This is a genomic window from Streptomyces sp. CNB091 (assembly GCF_000377965.1).
Genome location: NZ_KB899014.1, coordinates 63,042 through 80,918, shown reverse-complemented (window position 1 = coordinate 80,918; position 17,877 = coordinate 63,042). Strand labels below are relative to the sequence as shown.

General features: G+C 69.6%; 18 protein-coding genes. 7 read left to right on the top strand and 11 right to left on the bottom strand.

Going from position 1 to position 17,877, the window contains the following annotated elements; all coding sequences use genetic code 11:
• Nucleotides 1–129: 129 nt before the first annotated feature.
• From D581_RS0133240 to D581_RS0133230, 3 genes are all read right to left on the bottom strand, one after another.
• Nucleotides 130–1,809 (bottom strand): histidine kinase, encoded by a 1,680-nt coding sequence (locus tag D581_RS0133240; RefSeq protein ID WP_051114679.1) that lies wholly within the window; start codon nt 1,807–1,809, stop codon nt 130–132.
• Between the two features lie 130 nt (nt 1,810–1,939).
• Complete coding sequence (locus D581_RS0133235; protein ID WP_018961438.1) at nt 1,940–2,746, bottom strand: ABC transporter permease; 807 nt, start codon at nt 2,744–2,746, stop codon at nt 1,940–1,942.
• On the bottom strand, nt 2,743–3,708 hold the full coding sequence (locus D581_RS0133230; RefSeq protein WP_018961437.1) for an ATP-binding cassette domain-containing protein: 966 nt from the start codon (nt 3,706–3,708) through the stop codon (nt 2,743–2,745). Before D581_RS0133230 ends, D581_RS0133235 begins: the two co-directional genes overlap by 4 nt.
• A 252-nt stretch (nt 3,709–3,960) precedes the next feature.
• On the opposite strand from D581_RS0133230, the gene D581_RS0133225 reads away from it, so the two are divergent.
• From D581_RS0133225 to D581_RS0133200, 6 genes are all read left to right on the top strand, one after another.
• Nucleotides 3,961–4,641 (top strand): response regulator, encoded by a 681-nt coding sequence (locus D581_RS0133225; protein WP_032753462.1) that lies wholly within the window; start codon nt 3,961–3,963, stop codon nt 4,639–4,641.
• Nucleotides 4,642–5,065: 424 nt separating this feature from the next.
• Nucleotides 5,066–6,142, top strand: a complete 1,077-nt coding sequence (gene recA, locus D581_RS0133220) for a recombinase RecA (RefSeq protein WP_018961435.1) — start codon at nt 5,066–5,068, stop codon at nt 6,140–6,142.
• Between the two features lie 114 nt (nt 6,143–6,256).
• Entirely contained in the window at nt 6,257–7,000 is a 744-nt protein-coding gene (locus D581_RS0133215) for a hypothetical protein (RefSeq protein WP_018961434.1), read from the top strand.
• Between the two features lie 109 nt (nt 7,001–7,109).
• Complete coding sequence (locus D581_RS0133210) at nt 7,110–7,397, top strand: MafI family immunity protein (RefSeq protein WP_469226202.1); 288 nt, start codon at nt 7,110–7,112, stop codon at nt 7,395–7,397.
• Nucleotides 7,398–7,685: 288 nt separating this feature from the next.
• The gene (locus D581_RS0133205; RefSeq protein WP_018961432.1) at nt 7,686–8,894 is read left to right on the top strand and encodes an Ig-like domain-containing protein; all 1,209 of its coding nucleotides are present in this window, start codon (nt 7,686–7,688) and stop codon (nt 8,892–8,894) included.
• Between the two features lie 174 nt (nt 8,895–9,068).
• A complete protein-coding gene (locus D581_RS0133200; protein ID WP_018961431.1) occupies nt 9,069–10,664 on the top strand; it encodes a CocE/NonD family hydrolase in 1,596 nt (531 codons plus the stop codon).
• A gap of 32 nt (nt 10,665–10,696) precedes the next feature.
• On the opposite strand, the gene D581_RS0133195 is transcribed toward D581_RS0133200, so the two are convergent.
• The 5 genes from D581_RS0133195 to D581_RS0133175 all read right to left on the bottom strand — a co-directional run bounded on the left by D581_RS0133195 (nt 10,697) and on the right by D581_RS0133175 (nt 14,516).
• Nucleotides 10,697–11,584 (bottom strand): amino acid ABC transporter permease, encoded by an 888-nt coding sequence (locus D581_RS0133195; protein ID WP_018961430.1) that lies wholly within the window; start codon nt 11,582–11,584, stop codon nt 10,697–10,699.
• Nucleotides 11,581–12,225 (bottom strand): amino acid ABC transporter permease, encoded by a 645-nt coding sequence (locus tag D581_RS0133190; RefSeq protein ID WP_018961429.1) that lies wholly within the window; start codon nt 12,223–12,225, stop codon nt 11,581–11,583. Before D581_RS0133190 ends, D581_RS0133195 begins: the two co-directional genes overlap by 4 nt.
• Nucleotides 12,226–12,242: 17 nt before the next feature.
• Nucleotides 12,243–13,172 (bottom strand): glutamate ABC transporter substrate-binding protein, encoded by a 930-nt coding sequence (locus D581_RS0133185; RefSeq protein WP_018961428.1) that lies wholly within the window; start codon nt 13,170–13,172, stop codon nt 12,243–12,245.
• A 12-nt stretch (nt 13,173–13,184) separates the two neighbouring features.
• Nucleotides 13,185–13,928, bottom strand: a complete 744-nt coding sequence (locus D581_RS0133180) for an amino acid ABC transporter ATP-binding protein (protein WP_018961427.1) — start codon at nt 13,926–13,928, stop codon at nt 13,185–13,187.
• Nucleotides 13,929–14,075: 147 nt separating this feature from the next.
• Nucleotides 14,076–14,516, bottom strand: a complete 441-nt coding sequence (locus D581_RS0133175) for a DUF6278 family protein (protein ID WP_018961426.1) — start codon at nt 14,514–14,516, stop codon at nt 14,076–14,078.
• Nucleotides 14,517–14,625: 109 nt separating this feature from the next.
• Between D581_RS0133175 and D581_RS0133170 the strand changes: the two genes are divergently transcribed.
• Nucleotides 14,626–15,405, top strand: coding sequence for an SDR family oxidoreductase (locus tag D581_RS0133170; RefSeq protein ID WP_018961425.1), 780 nt, complete (start codon nt 14,626–14,628; stop codon nt 15,403–15,405).
• Nucleotides 15,406–15,568: 163 nt separating this feature from the next.
• On the opposite strand, the gene D581_RS0133165 is transcribed toward D581_RS0133170, so the two are convergent.
• From D581_RS0133165 to D581_RS0133155, 3 genes are all read right to left on the bottom strand, one after another.
• Nucleotides 15,569–16,306 (bottom strand): Clp protease N-terminal domain-containing protein, encoded by a 738-nt coding sequence (locus tag D581_RS0133165; protein ID WP_018961424.1) that lies wholly within the window; start codon nt 16,304–16,306, stop codon nt 15,569–15,571.
• A gap of 83 nt (nt 16,307–16,389) precedes the next feature.
• Nucleotides 16,390–17,169 (bottom strand): exodeoxyribonuclease III, encoded by a 780-nt coding sequence (locus D581_RS0133160; protein WP_018961423.1) that lies wholly within the window; start codon nt 17,167–17,169, stop codon nt 16,390–16,392.
• 42 nt (nt 17,170–17,211) lie between these two features.
• On the bottom strand, nt 17,212–17,865 hold the full coding sequence (locus tag D581_RS0133155) for an MBL fold metallo-hydrolase (RefSeq protein ID WP_018961422.1): 654 nt from the start codon (nt 17,863–17,865) through the stop codon (nt 17,212–17,214).
• Between the last annotated feature and the right edge of the window lie 12 nt (nt 17,866–17,877).

Genomic DNA, 17,877 nt, shown 5'->3' with positions numbered 1-17,877 from the left:
TGCGCGCCCATGACGGACGACGTGCGCACCGTCGTGCTGGGCGTGATAGCCGAAACCAGAACCCCTCCTCCGCCAGGCCCCGGCGCCCCGGGCTCAGGTGTCGGGTCGTGGCCTCACTCCGTGAGGACGTCAGGGACGTCGTGCGGGCACGGTGTTCTTGGTCAACAGTGTGTTGCCGGACCAGCAGAGCCGGTAGAGGTCGACTTCGTCGAACAGATCGCGGCCGGAACGGTAGAACTCGCAACGGGCGTCGGGCGGCCGGGACACGGAGCGGGCCAGGTCGGACGGGTAGGGGTAAACGCGGGCCGGCAGCAGAGGGGCGAGTTCGGCGCGTGGCCGGCCGACGGACAGCTCGTCGAAGTGGGAGGGCGGGAGCACGCTCGTCGTCAGTTGCCAGGCCAGGTACGCGGCGGACGGCACGAAGAAGACGGCTGCGACGGCAGGTGCTACGAAGGCGACGGCGGAGCGACGACGGGCGTCGCTCCGTACGGAGGCGAGCCGCTTGGCGGACTCCGGTAGGACCGTGCCCGGGGCGGCGGTGTCCGGGCCCGGCTGAAAAGCGGTCTCCGATGGCAACATGGGCCGTCGGGGCCCGACCGGCATGCCGGGGACCGTCCCTGGTCCCGGCGCCGGTATCGCGGTGCGGGCGGTCGCCTGGTGCGGGAGCACGGCGGTGACGTTGAACCCGCGTTCGTCGGGTCCGGTTCGCAGGGAGCCGCCGAGGACGCTCACACGCTCGTGAAGTCCTATGAGTCCTCGGCCGGTGCCACTTGCCGGGCCGACGCTCGTGTGCGCCGGTGGGACGGCGTTCATGACGCTCACGCGCGTACGGTCGGACTCGTGGATGATCCGGACGCTGATCGGACAGTCCGGCGCGTGCTTCGTCGCGTTGGTGACGGCCTCCTGCACCACCCGGTACATCCCGCGCTCGACCGGGGAGGACAAGGAGGGCGAGGCCCCGCGCCGCTCCCAGCGCACCGGCACTCCAGAGGCTGCCGCCCGCGAGAGGAGGTCCTCGACCGTGTCGTTGACCGGCAGGCCCGCACCCGCGTCCCTGCCGGGCGGGTCCTGGAGGATCGCGACGGTTTCCCGCAACTGCTCCACCGCGTCCGCGACTGTCCCGCGCAGATCGGCGAGGTCGGCGCGGTCGCGGTCGGTGAGGTCGGGCGAGAGTTCCAGGGCCCCGGCGCGCAGGGCGACCAGGCTCAGGACGTGGCCGAGGGAATCGTGCATGTCGGCCGCGATCCCCGCGCGTTCGGTCAGCCGCGCCCGCTCCGCGACCAGGTGCTGCCGCTCTTCCAGGCCGCGGGCCAGGCGCCAGCCCTCCCGCACGATCTGGCGCCGGCCACGCCAGTGCCGTCCCCCGAGCCAGGGCAGCAGCAGAGCCGCGGGCAGGACGGTCAGCGCGTAGAACCACCACACCGGCTGCGCGCGCAGCACGGCACAGGTCGCGAGATCGACAGCGGCGCACCCGGCGAGCACCAGGAGCGGGCGCCGTGCCGCGGCGACGCGGGCGCCGAACAGACAGCTCAGTGCGGCCAGCGACAGGACGTGGGCGTTGCCTGGTGTCGCGGTGTCGGCCAGGCCCACGACGCACAAGCCGTTGACGAGCACGACGGCGGCTGCCGGACGGCGACGGGACCATGGCACGGCCACGGCCAGGACGGCCAGAGGGAGGAGCAGGTCCATCGTCAAAGAAGCCGTGGCCGCGTCCCAGAACCCGTAGCCGGTGGTGGCGGCGAGCACAGCCCAGAGAGCCACGTCGCCGGCGCGCGCGAACCTGGCTGGGGTTGTACGCGTGTGCAGCATGGTGCGTCGGCAGCCCTTCCGCTGGTTGTTCTCACCTGTCAGGGGCGATTCTGAGGGACGCGCCCGGACGCCCGGCCAGGGGGATGCGCTCGGTACACCGGTACAGGCGTCCGGGGCGATTCCGCCGCTGTCAGGCGTCTCGCCGTCGCAGCACGAGGAGACCGGCCATCTGGGCGGCGGCGGCCCACACCAGCAGGATCAGCAGACTCACGGCGTCCGGGAACGGGGCTTTGCCGTCACCCAGCATGAAATATCCGCCCACGGTCTGCGGCAGGTATTCGTTGATGGCCAGCAGTACCGGACCCCCCAGTCCGAGCAGCATGCTGGGCAGTGCGGACACCACGAAGAAGATCATGGCCACGGTGCCAGCCGCCGTCCGCAGAGCGAACGACACCCCTACCGTCAGCACACAGATGAGCGCGGAGTACACGCCCATGGCGACGGTTTGGTACGCCGCTTTCGACAGCTCGAAGTCGGCGTGCCCCTGAAAGGGGGTCCAGGCCAGGGCGATGCCCAGCACCGCCCACACCACTGCGGTGACGAAGCCCACCAGAGCGCTCAACAGCGCCTTGGCCAGCTGTACGCGGGCCCTGACCGGCACCCACAGCAGCGAGGTGCGCACGCTGCTCGTGGAATACTCGCTCGTCACCGTCGTCATCGCCAGAATCACCAGAGCGAACTGGGTGAGAACGACCGAGGACACCGAGGCGTTGCCGACCGGCTGGATCGGCTTGTCGTTGATGCGGGCGATCGACCCGTAGTAGGAAGTGAAGACCGCGGTCACGACGAGGCCGACCAGCAGGCAGACGTACGGCGTGCGGACGGTCCACAGTTTGGTCCACTCCGAGGTGAACGCCCCGACGAACCCACCACCGGCGTGCCCGGAGACCATGCGGCCACGGGGGCCGTCGCTCACGTCGGTCGATCCGGTGCTCATGCTGCCGCCCCCCGCGTCCGCGCGGCGCCCGTGCCACCGGGCACCGTGTCGCCCGTTCCGTACTCCACGCTCTGCGCGGTCAGTTCCATGTAGACCTGTTCCAGCGACGCGGAGACGGACCGCAGTTCGTGCAGCCGCAGTCCCAGCCGGTGAGCCAGATCCCCCACCTGCTCGGCACTGCGGCCCCTCACGACGAGCTCGTCCGCCGCGGGCGACTCCACGTTCACGTCGCCGTCCTTCAGGAGATGGTCGATCAACGTACGCAGGTCCGCCGCGTCGGGCGTGCGCACCCGCACCGACGACAGCGCGCTGCCGGCCAGCAGGTCGGCCATCGGTGTGTCGGCCAACAGCTTCCCCCGTCCGATGATGACCAACTGGTCGGCGGTCAGCTGCATCTCGCTCATCAGGTGACTGGACAGGAAGACCGTCCGCCCCTCCGCGGCCAGGGACCGCACGAGCTCCCGCACCCAGCGGACACCGTCGGGGTCGAGGCCGTTGACCGGTTCGTCGAAAATGAACACCTGCGGGTCGCCCAGCAGCGCGCCCGCCACGCCCAGCCGCTGGTACATACCGAGGGAGAACGTCCCGGCGGACCGCCGCGCCACCTTCGCCAGACCGACCATCTCCAGCACCTCGTCCACCCGGCGCGGCGGGATGCCGTTGCTGCGCGCCTGCGCAACCAGGTGGCCGCGCGCGGAGCGAGCCGGGTGCAGGGCCTTGGCGTCGAGAAGCGCGCCGACCTCGCAGATCGGGTGACGCATCGAGGAGTACGGCCTTCCCCCGATGAGCGCCTCACCCTCGGAGGGGCGGTCCAGGCCGAGGATCATGCGCATCGTGGTCGACTTGCCGGCACCGTTGGGACCGAGGAAGCCGGTCACCAGACCACCCTTGACGTCCAGTGTCAGACCGTCAACGGCGACGGTATCCCCGTACCGCTTGGTCAGTTCTCGAAGGGTGATCACAGGTCTCCTCGGTGCCGGTCGCGGAACGCGGAAAGCCGCCGGCGGCGCGCCCCGGCCGGCACATGGTGCTCGGCTCCGGAGCGGGGCTGCCGCGACTCCCTTACGAGAGCGACGCTAGAAGCCCCGCAGGCCCGGCGACCATCGGTCGAAAGGCAACGGCGTCCTGCCGTTCGTCAGGGGTGCGCCCCTCCCCCGGGCTGAACTGTGCAGCCCACCCCTCGCACAGCCGCGCGTCGGCCATAGGCTCGCCACGTGGAAGAGACGACACCGGAAAGTTGCCCGGTCCGCGTGCTGATCGCCGACGACGAAGCGATGATCCGGGCGGGCGTCCGGGCCATCCTCGCCAGGGACCCGCACGTCGAGGTGGTCGCCGAGGCGAGCGACGGGCACGAGGCCGTCGCACTCACGCGCGTGCACCGGCCGGACGTGGTCCTGCTGGACATCCGGATGCCCGGACTGGACGGGCTCACGGCAGCGGCGCGGCTCCACCGGGAGTCAGCGGCGGTGGGTGTGATCATGCTGACGACCTTCGGCCAGGACGAGTACGTGACCCGAGCGCTGGAAGGGGGCGCCGACGGTTTCCTGCTGAAGGCGGACGACCCGAGAGAACTCCTCAACGGGGTACGGGCAGTGGGAGCCGGCGGGGCCTACCTGTCCCCGCGGGTCGCCGGCCGGGTCATCGCCGGAATGCGCGCACACCGGGCGGCACACCCTCACCGCTCACTGGAGCGGCTCACGGAACGGGAGCGCAAGGTGTTGGCCGGACTCGGGACGGGCCTGACCAACGCCGAGATCGCGAGCCGGCTGCACCTCGTCGAGGGCACGGTGAAGGCACACGTCAGCGCGGTACTCGCGAAGCTGGGCGCCCGTAACCGGGTGGAAGCGGCCATCTCCGCGTACGAGGCCGGCCTGGTCCCACCCGGTCGTCACTGACCAGGCTCACCGTCCTCCGCAACCGTGATCTTCCCCGACGGCTGCCGGCTGCTCGTAGGCACCGACACCTCGTCGCACGGGTGGCCGTACGAGGCAGCGGCTATCGCCACATGCGGCTGACGTGGGTGACCACTCTCCTCACGCTGTCCAGGTGATCAGTCCGATCGAGCTCCTCGTCTTCGACGGTCGATCGTCTCCGACGGTTTTTACTACCCGGCGACAGGCGGGAAGCGGGCGGCGAGGTCTGCGTCCGGAGCGGTCCGGTGCGTCATCCGTCCCGCTTCCCTCGGTTTGGTACCTTTCACTGGACACGAAATTCGATCGGATGTTCGCTTTTGGGATCTTCGACACGTCCGTTGTCGGCAGTAGACGCTCACGTTCTCCGACGTGCGGCGTGCCACTCCATCGGATCGGGTGAAAGCTCATGGCAGGAACCGACCAAGAGAAGGCTCTGGACACCGCACTCGCACAGATCGAGCGGAAATTCGGCAAGGGTGCGGTGATGCGCCTGGGTGAGCGGCCGAACGAGCCCATCGAGGTCATCCCCACGGGATCGACCGCGCTGGACGTCGCCCTCGGCGTCGGTGGTCTGCCGCGCGGCCGTGTGGTGGAGGTGTACGGGCCGGAGTCCTCCGGTAAGACGACGCTGACGCTGCACGCGGTGGCGAACGCGCAGAAGCTCGGCGGTTCGGTGGCGTTCATCGACGCCGAGCACGCGCTGGACCCGGAGTACGCGAAGAAGCTCGGCGTCGACATCGACAACCTCATCCTGTCCCAGCCGGACAACGGTGAGCAGGCGCTGGAGATCGTCGACATCCTGGTCCGATCCGGCGCGATCGACCTGATCGTCATCGACTCCGTGGCGGCCCTGGTGCCCCGTGCGGAGATCGAGGGCGAGATGGGCGACTCGCACGTGGGTCTCCAGGCGCGTCTGATGAGCCAGGCCCTCCGCAAGATCACCAGTGCGCTCAACCAGTCCAAGACCACCGCGGTCTTCATCAACCAGCTCCGCGAGAAGATCGGCGTGATGTTCGGCTCCCCGGAGACCACCACCGGTGGCCGGGCTCTGAAGTTCTACGCCTCGGTGCGCCTGGACATCCGCCGGATCGAGACGCTCAAGGACGGCACCGACGCCGTCGGCAACCGCACCCGCGTCAAGGTCGTCAAGAACAAGGTCGCCCCGCCGTTCAAGCAGGCGGAGTTCGACATCCTCTACGGCCAGGGGATCAGCCGCGAGGGCGGTCTGATCGACATGGGCGTGGACCACGGCTTCGTCCGCAAGGCCGGCGCCTGGTACACGTACGAGGGCGATCAGCTCGGCCAGGGCAAGGAGAACGCCCGCAACTTCCTCAAGGACAACCCCGACCTCGCCAACGAGATCGAGAAGAAGATCCTGGAGAAGCTCGGAATCGGGGTAGCGGTGGCGACTGCGGTCCCCGAGGACGCGAGCACCGCCCCGGCCCCCGATGTCGCCCGGGTCGCGTCGGAAAACGCCGCCTGACAGGCATCGACACGACCCGGCCTGGGTCCGGTTCACGAAAGACAGCTATGGGGGGAGCCGGATCGTCAGGACCGCCTCGAACGGTTACCCGGATGACCGATACCATGCGCGCCCATGACGGACGACGTGCGCAACATCGTGCTGGGCGTGATAGCCGCCGGGATCAGTGCCTCGCTGGGCTGGCTCGCCCGGACCTACCTCTGGCGGCGGGGACTCCGCCGCAAACAGACCTTCTTCGGGCTGCCGGCGAACTCCGAATGCCTGCTCGTCGTCAACCGCTACGCGGGCGCCGAAGGGTCGGTGCACCGTCACGACGCGTTCGCACTGCTCGAACTCTCCGCCCTCATCAAGGACTGTGCGGCACACGCGCAGATCGTCACGCACGACACGGCCCAGCAGGGGTTCGGGGAGCGCACGGAGTTCTGCGTCGGCGGCCCGACGTCCAACCAGCGGATGGCCGCGCATCTGCGGACCCTGCTGCCCGGGGTACGGATCAACGTCGAGCAGGACCCGGGCCCTGACCGGGTCGCGTTCCAGATCGGCTCGGAGCGCTACCGGCTGGAGTCGGGGACCTCCGAGTACGTCCTGCTCGCGCGCCTGACGGGCAGCCAGGAGGCCCGCCCGGTCTTTCTGTTCTGCGGTCAGCGGGCTATCACCAACCAGGCGGCCACCCGCTACGTCGCGCGCAACTACGAGAAGCTGCGCCGCAAGCACGGCGCCAAGTCGTTCTGCCTGCTGCTGAGGGTCGTCAACTCCGGTGCGTACGGCCCCGATGTGGTCGAGCTGGTCGGCGATGTGACGCGCGAGGCCCAGGCCTCCGTGCCCAGCACGCCCGCTTCCCACCGGGCGGGCGGCTGACCGGGCCCGCCGTCAGCGGCGCAGCCGCGCCCGGCCGGCCGGGCAGATGCTGAGGACGGGAGCGGGGGAAGCCGCCCGCCCTCACAGTTGACCCGCTCAAGGCCGGGCGATGGAGGGGAAATCAGGTGCCATGATGCAGAATCCACGCTATCGAACCGTGATCACGGAACTCTTGACCGACTCCCCTGTCGTCCGGGAGCAGGTGGTCAAGGACGTGAGAGAGTTCCTGGCGGTCGGCGAATACGCCTTGGCTTTTGAAACGCTTTGCGGGTGGATCCACGAAGACGACCTCGCGATCTCTTCTGCATATCACGAACGACTTCGGCAGCTGGCTGAAGACATGAACGCAGCAGAGTTGGTAGAAGATCTTCGGCCGCAGATCGTCGAAGAGAACTGATGGAGCCGTTGATCCAGTTGCTCGTGAAGGGCCCGTCGACTTGTCGGCGGCCCCTTTCGTCGAAGACGCGTTGGGCCCTCCACCTTCATCGCAGGGGCTCCGACGAAGCAGGAGCCCGAGCCCTGTCGGCGGTCGCGCTCACTGCTGGTCTCCCGTGTTCCGAGGTGCTGGCCGACGGTGGAGCGTACTCCGGACCGGGCAGTGAGGTTTCTCCGGGGAAAGGAAGGAACCCGACATGAGGGAAATGCCTCTCCCCTGGTGACCACCCCTGCCCTGGAGGTTTTTCCGTTGTTCTTCGCACGTCCGCGCATCCGTCGTTCCGCCCCGGCCGGCCGGAGGGGCCGGCTCGCCCTGACCGGGCCGGCGGCCCTGCTCGCCGCCGCGCTCACCGCGTGTTCGGGCGACCCCTCGGGCTCAGCAGAGGTGGGCGGGGACGCCGAGGCGCCCGGCACCAGCGTCTCGGTGAACCTGAAGGGCAGGGCGGCGGCCCCGGGCGGACCGGTGAAGGTGACGCTGGCTCACGGAAAGCTGAGGACAGTGTCGGTGACGGCGGGCAAGGACGGCGCGCTGACCGGGAAGATATCCGCCGACGGGCGGACCTGGACATCCGATCGGGTCGCCGCGCCCGGCACCGCGTACACGGTCGAGGCCAAGGACGCGGACGGCGGCAGCGACCGGGCCACGTTCGCCACCGCCGAGGCCGAGAAGGTCAACAAGCTGCTCCTCGCGCCGGGGAAGAACACCACCGTGGGCATCGCCCAGCCGCTGTCCGTCGTCTTCGACCACCCCGTGAAGGACAAGGCGGCCGTCGAGAAGGCGCTGAAGGTCTCCACCTCCAACGACACCGAGGGCTCCTGGGGCTGGCTCCAGGACTACTCGGGCAAGGACCGCGTCGACTGGCGGCCCAGGGAGTACTGGAAGCCCGGCACGAAGGTCACCCTGGACGCACAGCTGAACGGGGTCGACACGGGGTCGGACGGCGGCTGGTTCGTCCGCGACTACACGACGACGTTCACGATCGGCGCGGCCCAGGTGGTCAAGGTCGACCTGGACCGGTCCCGGCTCGCCCTGCACCGGGACGGGAAGCAGGTCCTGGACATCCCGATGTCGGCGGGCACCCCGGGCGGCGAGAAGGCTTCCTGGCGGGGCACGGCGGTGCTGATGTCGAAGGAGGGCACGATCAACATGCGCTCCGAGACGGTGGGCCTGGGCGACGCCTACGACAAGATGGTCGACTACTCGATGCGGCTGACCTGGTCCGGGATGTACGTGCACGCGGCCCCGTGGAACGCGGGCGTTTTCGGCCGGGCCAACCGGAGTTCGGGCTGCGTCGGGATGAGCGACGCGGACGCCGCGGCCCTGTACGGGCAGGTGCGGGTGGGCGACCCGTTCGAGATTACCGGCACGCAGGCGAAGGGCACGGTCGCCGAGGGGAACGGGTACGGCGCGTGGAACCTCTCGTGGGAGGACTGGGCGGCGCAGAGCGCCCTGAGGTGACCCGGTAGCGCCCGCCGCGGGCCCGAGCGCGTGCGTGGCACTCCGGGCCCGCAGCACTACTGACACCACGTCCAACAATCGTTACCTTCACGCAACGCCCCAGTAGTTACCAGCGGTAAACAACCGGGGTTACCGTCGGGTCACTTTGCACTGACACGCGTGAGGAGTGACCCCGTGGCACGTCCGAAACCGGCACGGCGCACCATTGCTTCGATCACCACCGCCGCCGTCCTGCTCGCCGGGACCGCGCTCGCCGCCACCCCGGCCGCGACGGCGGCCCCCGGCACCGTGCCCGCGGGCGCGACCGCCCAGGGCCTGACGTTCCACGACATCCCCGGGGCCGGGGGCATCACCCTGAAGGGCAACGTCTTCACGCCCGCCGGGGCCGCGGCCGGGACGAAGCATCCGCTGATCGTCTTCCCGACGAGCTGGGCCATGCCGCAGATCGAGTATCTGGCCCAGGCCCAGAAGCTCGCCGACTCCGGTTACTTCGTGGTGAGTTACACCTCGCGCGGCTTCTGGCTCTCCGGTGGGGAGATCGAGGTGGCGGGCCCGCCGGACATAGCGGACGCCTCCGCCGTCATCGACTGGGCACTGGAGCACACCTCCGCCGACCCGGAACGCATCGGCATGGGCGGCGTCTCCTACGGGGCGGGCATCAGCCTGCTGGCGGCGGGGCACGACGCGCGGATCAAGGCGGTGGCCGCGCTCAGCGGCTGGGCCGACCTGATCGACTCGATCTACAGCGGGCGCACCCAGCACCTCCAGGCCGCCGCCCTGCTCGGCGGCGCGGGCCTGATCACCGGCCGCCCCGGCGACGAACTCAACCGGACGCTCAAGGACTTCCTCGGCTCCGACCTGGACAAGGAGCCGGAGATGATCGCCTGGGGGAAGAAGCGCTCCCCCGCCACGTATCTGGACCGGATCAACGCCAACGGCGCGGCGATCATGATGGGCAACGCCTGGGGCGACACGATCTTCCCGCCCAACCAGTACGCCTCGTTCTACGCCAAGCTCACCGGCCCCAAGCGGCTGGAGTTCCGCCCCGGCGACCACGCCACCGCCGAGGCCACCGGACTGCTCGGGCTCCCGAACGACACCTGGACGAGCACCCGCCGCTGGTTCGACCGCTATCTCAAGAGCGAGCGCAACGGCATCGACACCGAGCTGCCGGTCCAGCTCAAGTCCCGTACGGACAAGGGCTACGAGGGCTACCCGGACTGGAAGTCGGTCGGGGCCGTGAAGAACCGGATCCCGCTGGACGGCACCAGGAAGGTGTGGGCGAACGTCGACTCCGGCGCCAACGGCGGCATCGCGATCCTGTCCAACGCGCTGGACCAGTTCCTGAAGCTGCCGCCGACGGTCTCCGTGCCCCTGCTGCCGCGCGCCTTCGCGAGCACCTGGCAGTCCGAGCGGTACGCCACCGAGCAGCGGATCCGGGGCACGTCCGCGCTGCACACCACGGTCACCAGCACAGAGCCGAGCGGCACCCTCGTCGCGTATCTCTACGACGTGGGGCCGCTCGGCATCGGCAAACTGGTCAGCAACGCTCCGTACACCTTCCACGGGCAGACGCCGGGCCGGCCGTTCCCCGTCGACCTGGAGCTGTACTCCACGGCCTACGACGTCCCGGCCGGTCACCGGCTCGCCCTGGTGATCGACACCGTCGATCCGTTGTACATCGAGCACAACCCGACCGGCGCGCAGCTGACCTTCTCCTCGCCAGGCACGGACCCGAGTCATCTCTCGGTCCCGCTGCGCGAGAAGTGATCACCGACTGCTGCCGGGCGGGCAGGGCCCGGCTACTGCCCTCCTGGCAGCAGCGTCCCCGGTTCGGCCGGGGCCACCCCCACCGCCTCCGTCTTCGGATTGCGCCGTTGACGACGGGCCACCCAGGTGGCGAACCACGAGAGCAGCATGCACATCCCGATGTAGATCGGAGAGATCACCATCACGACGGGGATGAAGGGAAGATCGTAGTCGAGATTCGACGCGATCAGCTTTCCGGCGTGGAGGAATTCCTCGTAGGTGATCAGATAGCCCAGTGAGGTGTCCTTGAGCGCGACCACCAGCTGACTGATGATGGTCGGCAGCATCGCGCGCACGGCCTGGGGAGCCAGGACGAACGTGGTGACCTGTGTCTTGCGCATGCCGAGCGCGTACGCCGCCTCGCGCTGGCCCCGGTCCACGGAGTTGATCCCGGTGCGGAACACCTCCGCGAGGACGGAGCCGTTGTAGAGCGTCAGCCCGGCGACCAGGGCGGGCAGCGGCTGGACCTTCAGCGCCACGAAGATGAAGAAGATCATCACCAGCACCGGCATGGCCCGGAAGAACTCGACGAGCAGGGTGGAGACCCAGCGCAGCACCCGGTGTTCGGAGAGCCGGCCGACCGCGAGGACCGCGCCGAGGACGAGCGAGAGGACCGCGGCGTACGCGAACGCCTTCAGGGTGTTGCCGAGTCCTCGCAGCAGCAGTTCCTGGATGCCCTTGTACGTGAAGGGCGTCCACTTCTCGGCGGTGAACTGGTCGGTGTCGAAGAGCAGATAGACGATCCAGCCGAACAGCGCCAGGATCACCACCGTCGAGGCGATCCCGTACATCAGGTGCCGTTTACGGGTCACCGGGCCGGGGATGTCGTAGAGCGCGGTGGCCGCCGGCAGTGTGGGCCTGCGGGTGAGGGTCTTGGTCATCGTGCCACTCCCCAGCGCTTCTCCATCACGTGGAACACCGCGCTGATGGTCAGGGTGATGATCAGGTAGCCGACGGCGATCCAGATGAAGGACCAGATGATGCTGTAGCCCAGCTCGTTGAGCGTCTTGTAGGTGCCGAGGAGTTCGGTGACGCTGAACGCCCCGGCGATCGCCGAGTTCTTCGCCAGCGCGATCAGGGTCGAGCCGACCGGCGGGATCACCGACCGGAACGCCTGCGGCAGCACCACGGTGCTCAGGGTCTGGCCGAAGTTCATGCCGAGGCTGCGCGCGGCCTCGCCCTGGCCCTTGGGCACGGTGTTGATGCCGGAGCGCAGCACCTCGCAGATGAAGGCCGAGGTGTAGCAGCCGAGCGCCAGCACCGCGAAGACCTGGAACGGCAGGACGAGCCCGAAGCGGGGCAGGCCGAGCAGGACCGCGAAGAACAGCAGCGTCAGCGGGGTGTTGCGGAGCACGGTGACCCAGACCGTGCCCAGCACCCGGAAGGAGCCGACGGGCGCGACCCGGAAGGACGCCATCAGGAAACCGAGGACGAGCGCCAGCGCGGAGGCGTAGACGGTCAGCTCGACGGTGCCGAGGAAGCCCTTGCCGTAGAGGGAGAAGTTCTCTGTCAGTACGTCCATGGGTGGGGCCGTCCCCTTTAGTTCGCCGGGTAGCGGTCGATCGGCGGCGGGGTCGGCGCGGGCGCTCCGGAGAGCCCCAGCGTCGCTTCGTACGCCTTCTTCCAGTTGCCGTCTCTCTCGTTGGCCTCCAGCGCGTCGTTGAGCGCGTCGCGCAGCGCGTTGTCGTCGCGCGGTACGCCGATGCCGTACGGCTCCTCGGAGAAGGGCTTGCCGACGACCTTCATCTCGTCGGGCGCCTTGGCCGCGAAGCCCAGCAGGATCGCGTCGTCGGTGGTGACGGCGTCGACCTGGAAGGTGAGGAGGTTGTCGACGCAGATCGAGTACGTGTCGTACGCGACGAGCGTCGCCCTGGGGTAGTCGGCGGCGATGCGCTGGTAAGGCGTGGAGCCGGCCGCCGAGCAGACGGTCTTGCCCGCCAGGTCCTTGGGCCCGTCGATGTCGTTCTCGTCGGTGCGCACCAGCAGGCCCTGGCCCGCCAGGTAGTACGGACCGGCGAAGCCGACGAGCTTCTTGCGCATGTCGTTGATGGTGTAGGTGCCGACGTAGTAGTCGATCTGGCCGTTCTGCAAGGCCGTCTCGCGGTTGGCGGAGGCGATCGTGCGGAAGCGGATCGTCTTCGGGTCGAAGCCGAGCGAGGCCGACATCATCCGGGCGATCTCGATGTCGAACCCGGAGTAGATCCCGCTCGCCGGGTCCTTCTCCCCGAGGTACGGCTGGTCCTCCTTGGCGCCGACCACCAGATAGCCGCGCTTCTTCGCCTTGGTCCAGGTGCGGGAGTCGGGCAGTTCGAAGCCGGTGTCGACCTGGTACACCGGCAGGGCCTCGGCCTTGGGGCCCTTGACCGGCGGGCTGCCGTCCCTGCCGCAGCCGGCGGCGAGTGCGGCGAGCAGGAGACCGGCCACCAGGGCGGTGACCCTGCCCGTACGCGTGTTCCTCGTGCGCAACATGGAAGCCTCCCCTCAGTGCTTGAGGATCTTGGACAGGAAGTCCTTGGCGCGGTCGCTCGAAGGGTTCGTGAAGAAGTCCTCCGGGGTGCGGTCCTCGACGACGCAGCCGTCGGACATGAACACCACGCGGTTGGCCGCGGAGCGGGCGAAGCCCATCTCGTGGGTGACCACGACCATGGTCATGCCGTCCCGGGCCAGCTGCTGCATGACCTCCAGCACCTCGTTGATCATCTCCGGGTCGAGCGCCGAGGTGGGCTCGTCGAAGAGGAGCGCCTTGGGGTCCATGGCCAGGGCGCGGGCGATGGCCACGCGCTGCTGCTGGCCGCCGGAGAGCTGGGCGGGGAACTTGTCCGCGTGGGCGGCCAGGCCGACGCGCTCCAGGAGTTCACGGGAGCGCCGGTCGGCCTCGTCCTTCTTGCGCTTGCGGACCTTGAGCTGGGCCAGCGAGACGTTGTCCAGCACGGTCTTGTGGGCGAAGAGGTTGAACGACTGGAAGACCATGCCGACTTCGGCACGGAGCTGGGCCAGGCCCTTGCCCTCCTCGGGGAGGGGTCTGCCGTCGATCGTGATGCTGCCGGACTCGATCGTCTCCAGCCGGTTGATCGCCCGGCACAGGGTGGATTTCCCTGAGCCGGAGGGGCCGATGACCACCACCACCTCCCCGCGGCCGACGGTGAGATTGATGTCCTGAAGTACGTGCAACTCTCCGAAGTGTTTGTTGACGTCCCTCAGTTCGATCAACGGATCGACGGCCATGCGCTGCCCTACCCACTTGTCGCTGTGTCGAGGTCAGCGCAAACTATCCATCGCGAAAAGGGACTTCGCACCCGACACGCGTAAATGGCGCAAAAGGCTTTTTAACTGGATTAGGTGAGGAGAGCAGGGCCCCGGCCGGCCGCCGGCTCAGTTCTCGGCGGACTCCCCATACACCTGGGAGAGCTCGGGGCTGCCCGCCATCGCCCAGTCGAGACCGGCCGCGACGACGTCGATCTCGCGCCCGGACTCCAGCCGCACCACGGGCTGACCGCTCGGCCAGACGTCCCACGCCGCACCCGGGACGGTCCGCACGATCACGGTGCCGAGGTAGAGACCGGCGTCGTTGCCGAGCCAGGGAAGCTCCTCGGGGTCGTCGCGCCAGCGGGGCGGCAGCTGGTCGAGCGCGGCCAACGAAGCGGGTGTGTCATCGAGTTCGAGTCCGTGCTGCCCCGCCCTGACGCGCAGCAGTTCGCATTCGGCGAGCAGTTCGGCCACACCGTCGGGGTCTGCCTCGACGGCGGCGGCGAGTGCGCCTGAACGCGTACCCCCCTGACGCTTACGCCAGTTGTCCAAGAAAGGGATGTTCATACCACTAGGGTCCCACCCCGTCCGGGTTCCGCACCACAGGGCGCGCGGCGTTCACCGATCCCCCACCCCGCCCCGGCCGGGAATCCGAGCAGATATCTAAAGTACGCACATGAGTGCACACGCTTACGTTTCGGAACTGTTCTCGCTGGAAGGCCGGGTGGCGGTGGTCACCGGCGGCAGTTCCGGCATCGGCCGGGGGATCACCGGCGCCCTGGCCCGGGCCGGCGCGGGCGTCGTCGTGGTGGCTCGCCGGGAGGCCGAGCTGCGCGCGACCGTGGACGAGCTGACCGCCGAGGGCTGCCGGGCCGCCTGGGTGAGCGCGGACCTGAGCACCACCGAGGGGGTGCGCACGGGGGCGGACGAGGCCGTGCGGGCGTTCGGGGAGCCGGACATCCTGGTGAACTGCGCCGGGATCAATCTGCGGCCGCCGATGAGCGAGCTGGGCGAGGACGCGTGGGACACCACGATGGCGGTGAACCTGAAGGCGCCGTTCCTGCTGGGGCAGCGCTTCGGGCCCGGCATGGCCGAGCGCGGCTACGGGCGGATCATCCACGTCACCTCGCAGCAGGCACACCGGGCCTTCGTGAACAGCGGCGCGTACGGGGTGTCCAAGGGCGGCCTGGAGTCCCTCGCCCGCTCCCAGGCCGAGGCGTGGTCCCCGCACGGGGTCACCGTGAACACCCTGGTGCCCGGGTTCGTGCTGACACCGCTGAACGAGCGCCTCGCCTCGGACCCGGAGAAGGTGGCGTCGCTCGCCGCGCGGACCCTGATCGGCCGCAACGGCCTCGCGGAGGACTTCGCGGGGGCCGCGGTGTTCCTGGCGGGGCGCTCCTCGGCGTACGTCACCGGGCAGTCGGTGTTCGTGGACGGCGGGTTCTCGGTGCACTGAGGACCGGTGCGCCCGGGCGGCGGATTCTCGGTGCACTGAGGCCGGTGCACCCGGGCGGCGGGCTGTCGGTGACCGGCCGTCGGTGCGCCCCGGGCGGCGGGGTCGCGGTGACCGACTGTCGGTGCGCCAGGCCCGCCGCCCGTCGTGAGGGGCCTCGGGGCTTCTACTGCTGGAGGGCCTGTGCCGCCTCTCCCACCGCCCGCTCCACCGCGGCGGAGACGGCCTCCTTGTCCAGACCGAGGCCGGTGAGCACGCCGGAGCCGTCCTCGAACTCCAGCAGGGCCAGCAGGAGGTGCTCGGTGCCCACGTAGTTGTGGCCGAGCCGGAGCGCCTCGCGGAAGGTCAGCTCCAGGACCTTCTTGGAGTCCGCGTCGTACGGGATCAGCTCGGGCGCCTCGTCCACGGCGGCGGGCAGCACGGCGGTCGCCGCCGCCCGCAGCGCGTCCGTCGTCACACCCTGCCCGGCGAGGACGCGGGCGGCGACGGCCTCGGGCTCGGCGAGCAGGCCGAGGACCAGGTGGGCCGGGACGATCTCGGCGTGCCGGGCGGCCTGGGCCTCGTTGTGGGAGGCGACCACCACGTTCCGGGCGCGCGGGGTGAAGCGGTTGAAACCCTCGTTCGGGTCCGGGTCCGGGGAGCCGCCGCCCTTCTTGGGCACGAAGCGCTTCTGGGCGGCCTGGCGGGTGACCCCCATGCTCCGGCCGATGTCGGTCCAGGAGGCGCCGGAGCGCCGGGCCTGGTCCACGAAGTGGCCGATGAGATGGTCGGCCACGTCTCCGAGGTGGTCGGCCGCGAGCACCGCACCGGAGAGCTGCTCCAGGGCGTCGTCGTTGGTCTGCTTGATGGCCTCGATCAGATCGTCGAGGCGCACGGACGGGGTGACAGGAAGAGGCTGCGTCATGTGACAACCGTAGGTTGACACCTGAGGGCTGTCAACCTTGAGTTGTCAGCAGGGTGAGGCCTCCGTCCCCCGTGGGTCCCGGCTCAGAGGTCGAGGTCGACGACGACCGGGGCGTGGTCCGACGCGCCCTTGCCCTTGCGCTCCTCGCGGTCGACGTAGCTGTCCTTGACCGCGGCGGTGAACGGGGCGTTGCCGAAGGTGAGGTCGATCCGCATGCCCTTGTTCTTGGGGAACCGCAGCTCGCGGTAGTCCCAGAAGGTGTAGGCGCGGTCGTACTTGAGGGGGCGGGGCAGGACCTCGCTCAGACCCTCCGCCTCCAGGGCCGCGAGGGCGGCGCGCTCGGCGGGCGTCACATGCGTGGCGCCGGCGAACAGCGCCGGGTCCCAGACGTCCTCGTCGGTCGGGGCCACATTGAAGTCGCCGAGGACCGCGAACGGCAGGGCCTTCGCGGCGTCCGCCGCCACGGCCTTCCGCAGGGCCTCCAGCCAGCGCAGCTTGTACGCGTAGTGCTCGTGCGCGACCTCGCGGCCATTGGGCACGTACACCGACCAGAGGCGCAGCGGGCCGCACGTCGCCGCGATCGCGCGCGGCTCCTGCACCCCGTCGTACTCCGGGCCGTCGGGCAGCCCGGTGACGACGTCGGTGAGGCCGACGCGGGAGAGCAGCGCGACCCCGTTCCACCGGCCGGTGGCGTTGACCGCGGACTCGTAGCCCAGCTCGGCGAGCGCGGCGGTGGGGAACTGCTCCGCCGTGCACTTGGTCTCCTGGACGCACAGCACATCGGTGCCGCTGCTCTCCAGCCAGGCCAGAAGCCTCGGCAGCCGGGCGGTGATCGAATTGACGTTATAGGTGGCGATGCGCATGGCAGCCAACCTAGCGGCTCCCACTGACAGTCGCCGGGGGGCTCACAGCTCGGTGACCCCGCCCGGGGCCAGCCGACCGTGCTCCGCGCCGCCCAGGGCCCCGATCTGGTTGTCGTAGATCGGCCGTGCCAGATCGGTCAGCAGGGCGTCGTGGACGTCGATGGCGCGTCGCGGCTTGACCTCGCGCACATAGTCGATGACCTCGGAGATCTTGTTCCAGGGGGCCATGACCGGCAGCAGGAGGGTGTCGACGGGGCGGTCGGGAACGGTGAGCGCGTCGCCGGGGTGGAAGACCGAACCGTCGACGAGGAAGCCGACGTTGGTGACCCTCGGGATGTCCGGGTGGATCACCGCGTGCAGCTCGCCGTGCACGGTGACGTCGAATCCGGCGGCGGAGAACGCGTCCCCGTCGCCCACGGTGTGCACCCGCCCGGGGAACGCGGCCGAGAGCTGATCGGCCACGCTGCGCAGCGTCCAGATCTCGGCCGCCGGATTCGCCTCCAGGCCCGCCCGCAGCCGCGCCTCGTCGAAGTGGTCCGGGTGCTCGTGCGTCACCAGGACGACATCGGCGCCGAGCGCCGCGTCGTCCTCGGAGAAGCCCCCGGGGTCGATGACCAGGACCCGCCCCTCCTTCTCGATACGGACGCAGGAGTGGGTCTTCTTGGTGAGGGCGAGAGCCCCGGGCGATGCGTTCATGGCTCCATCCTG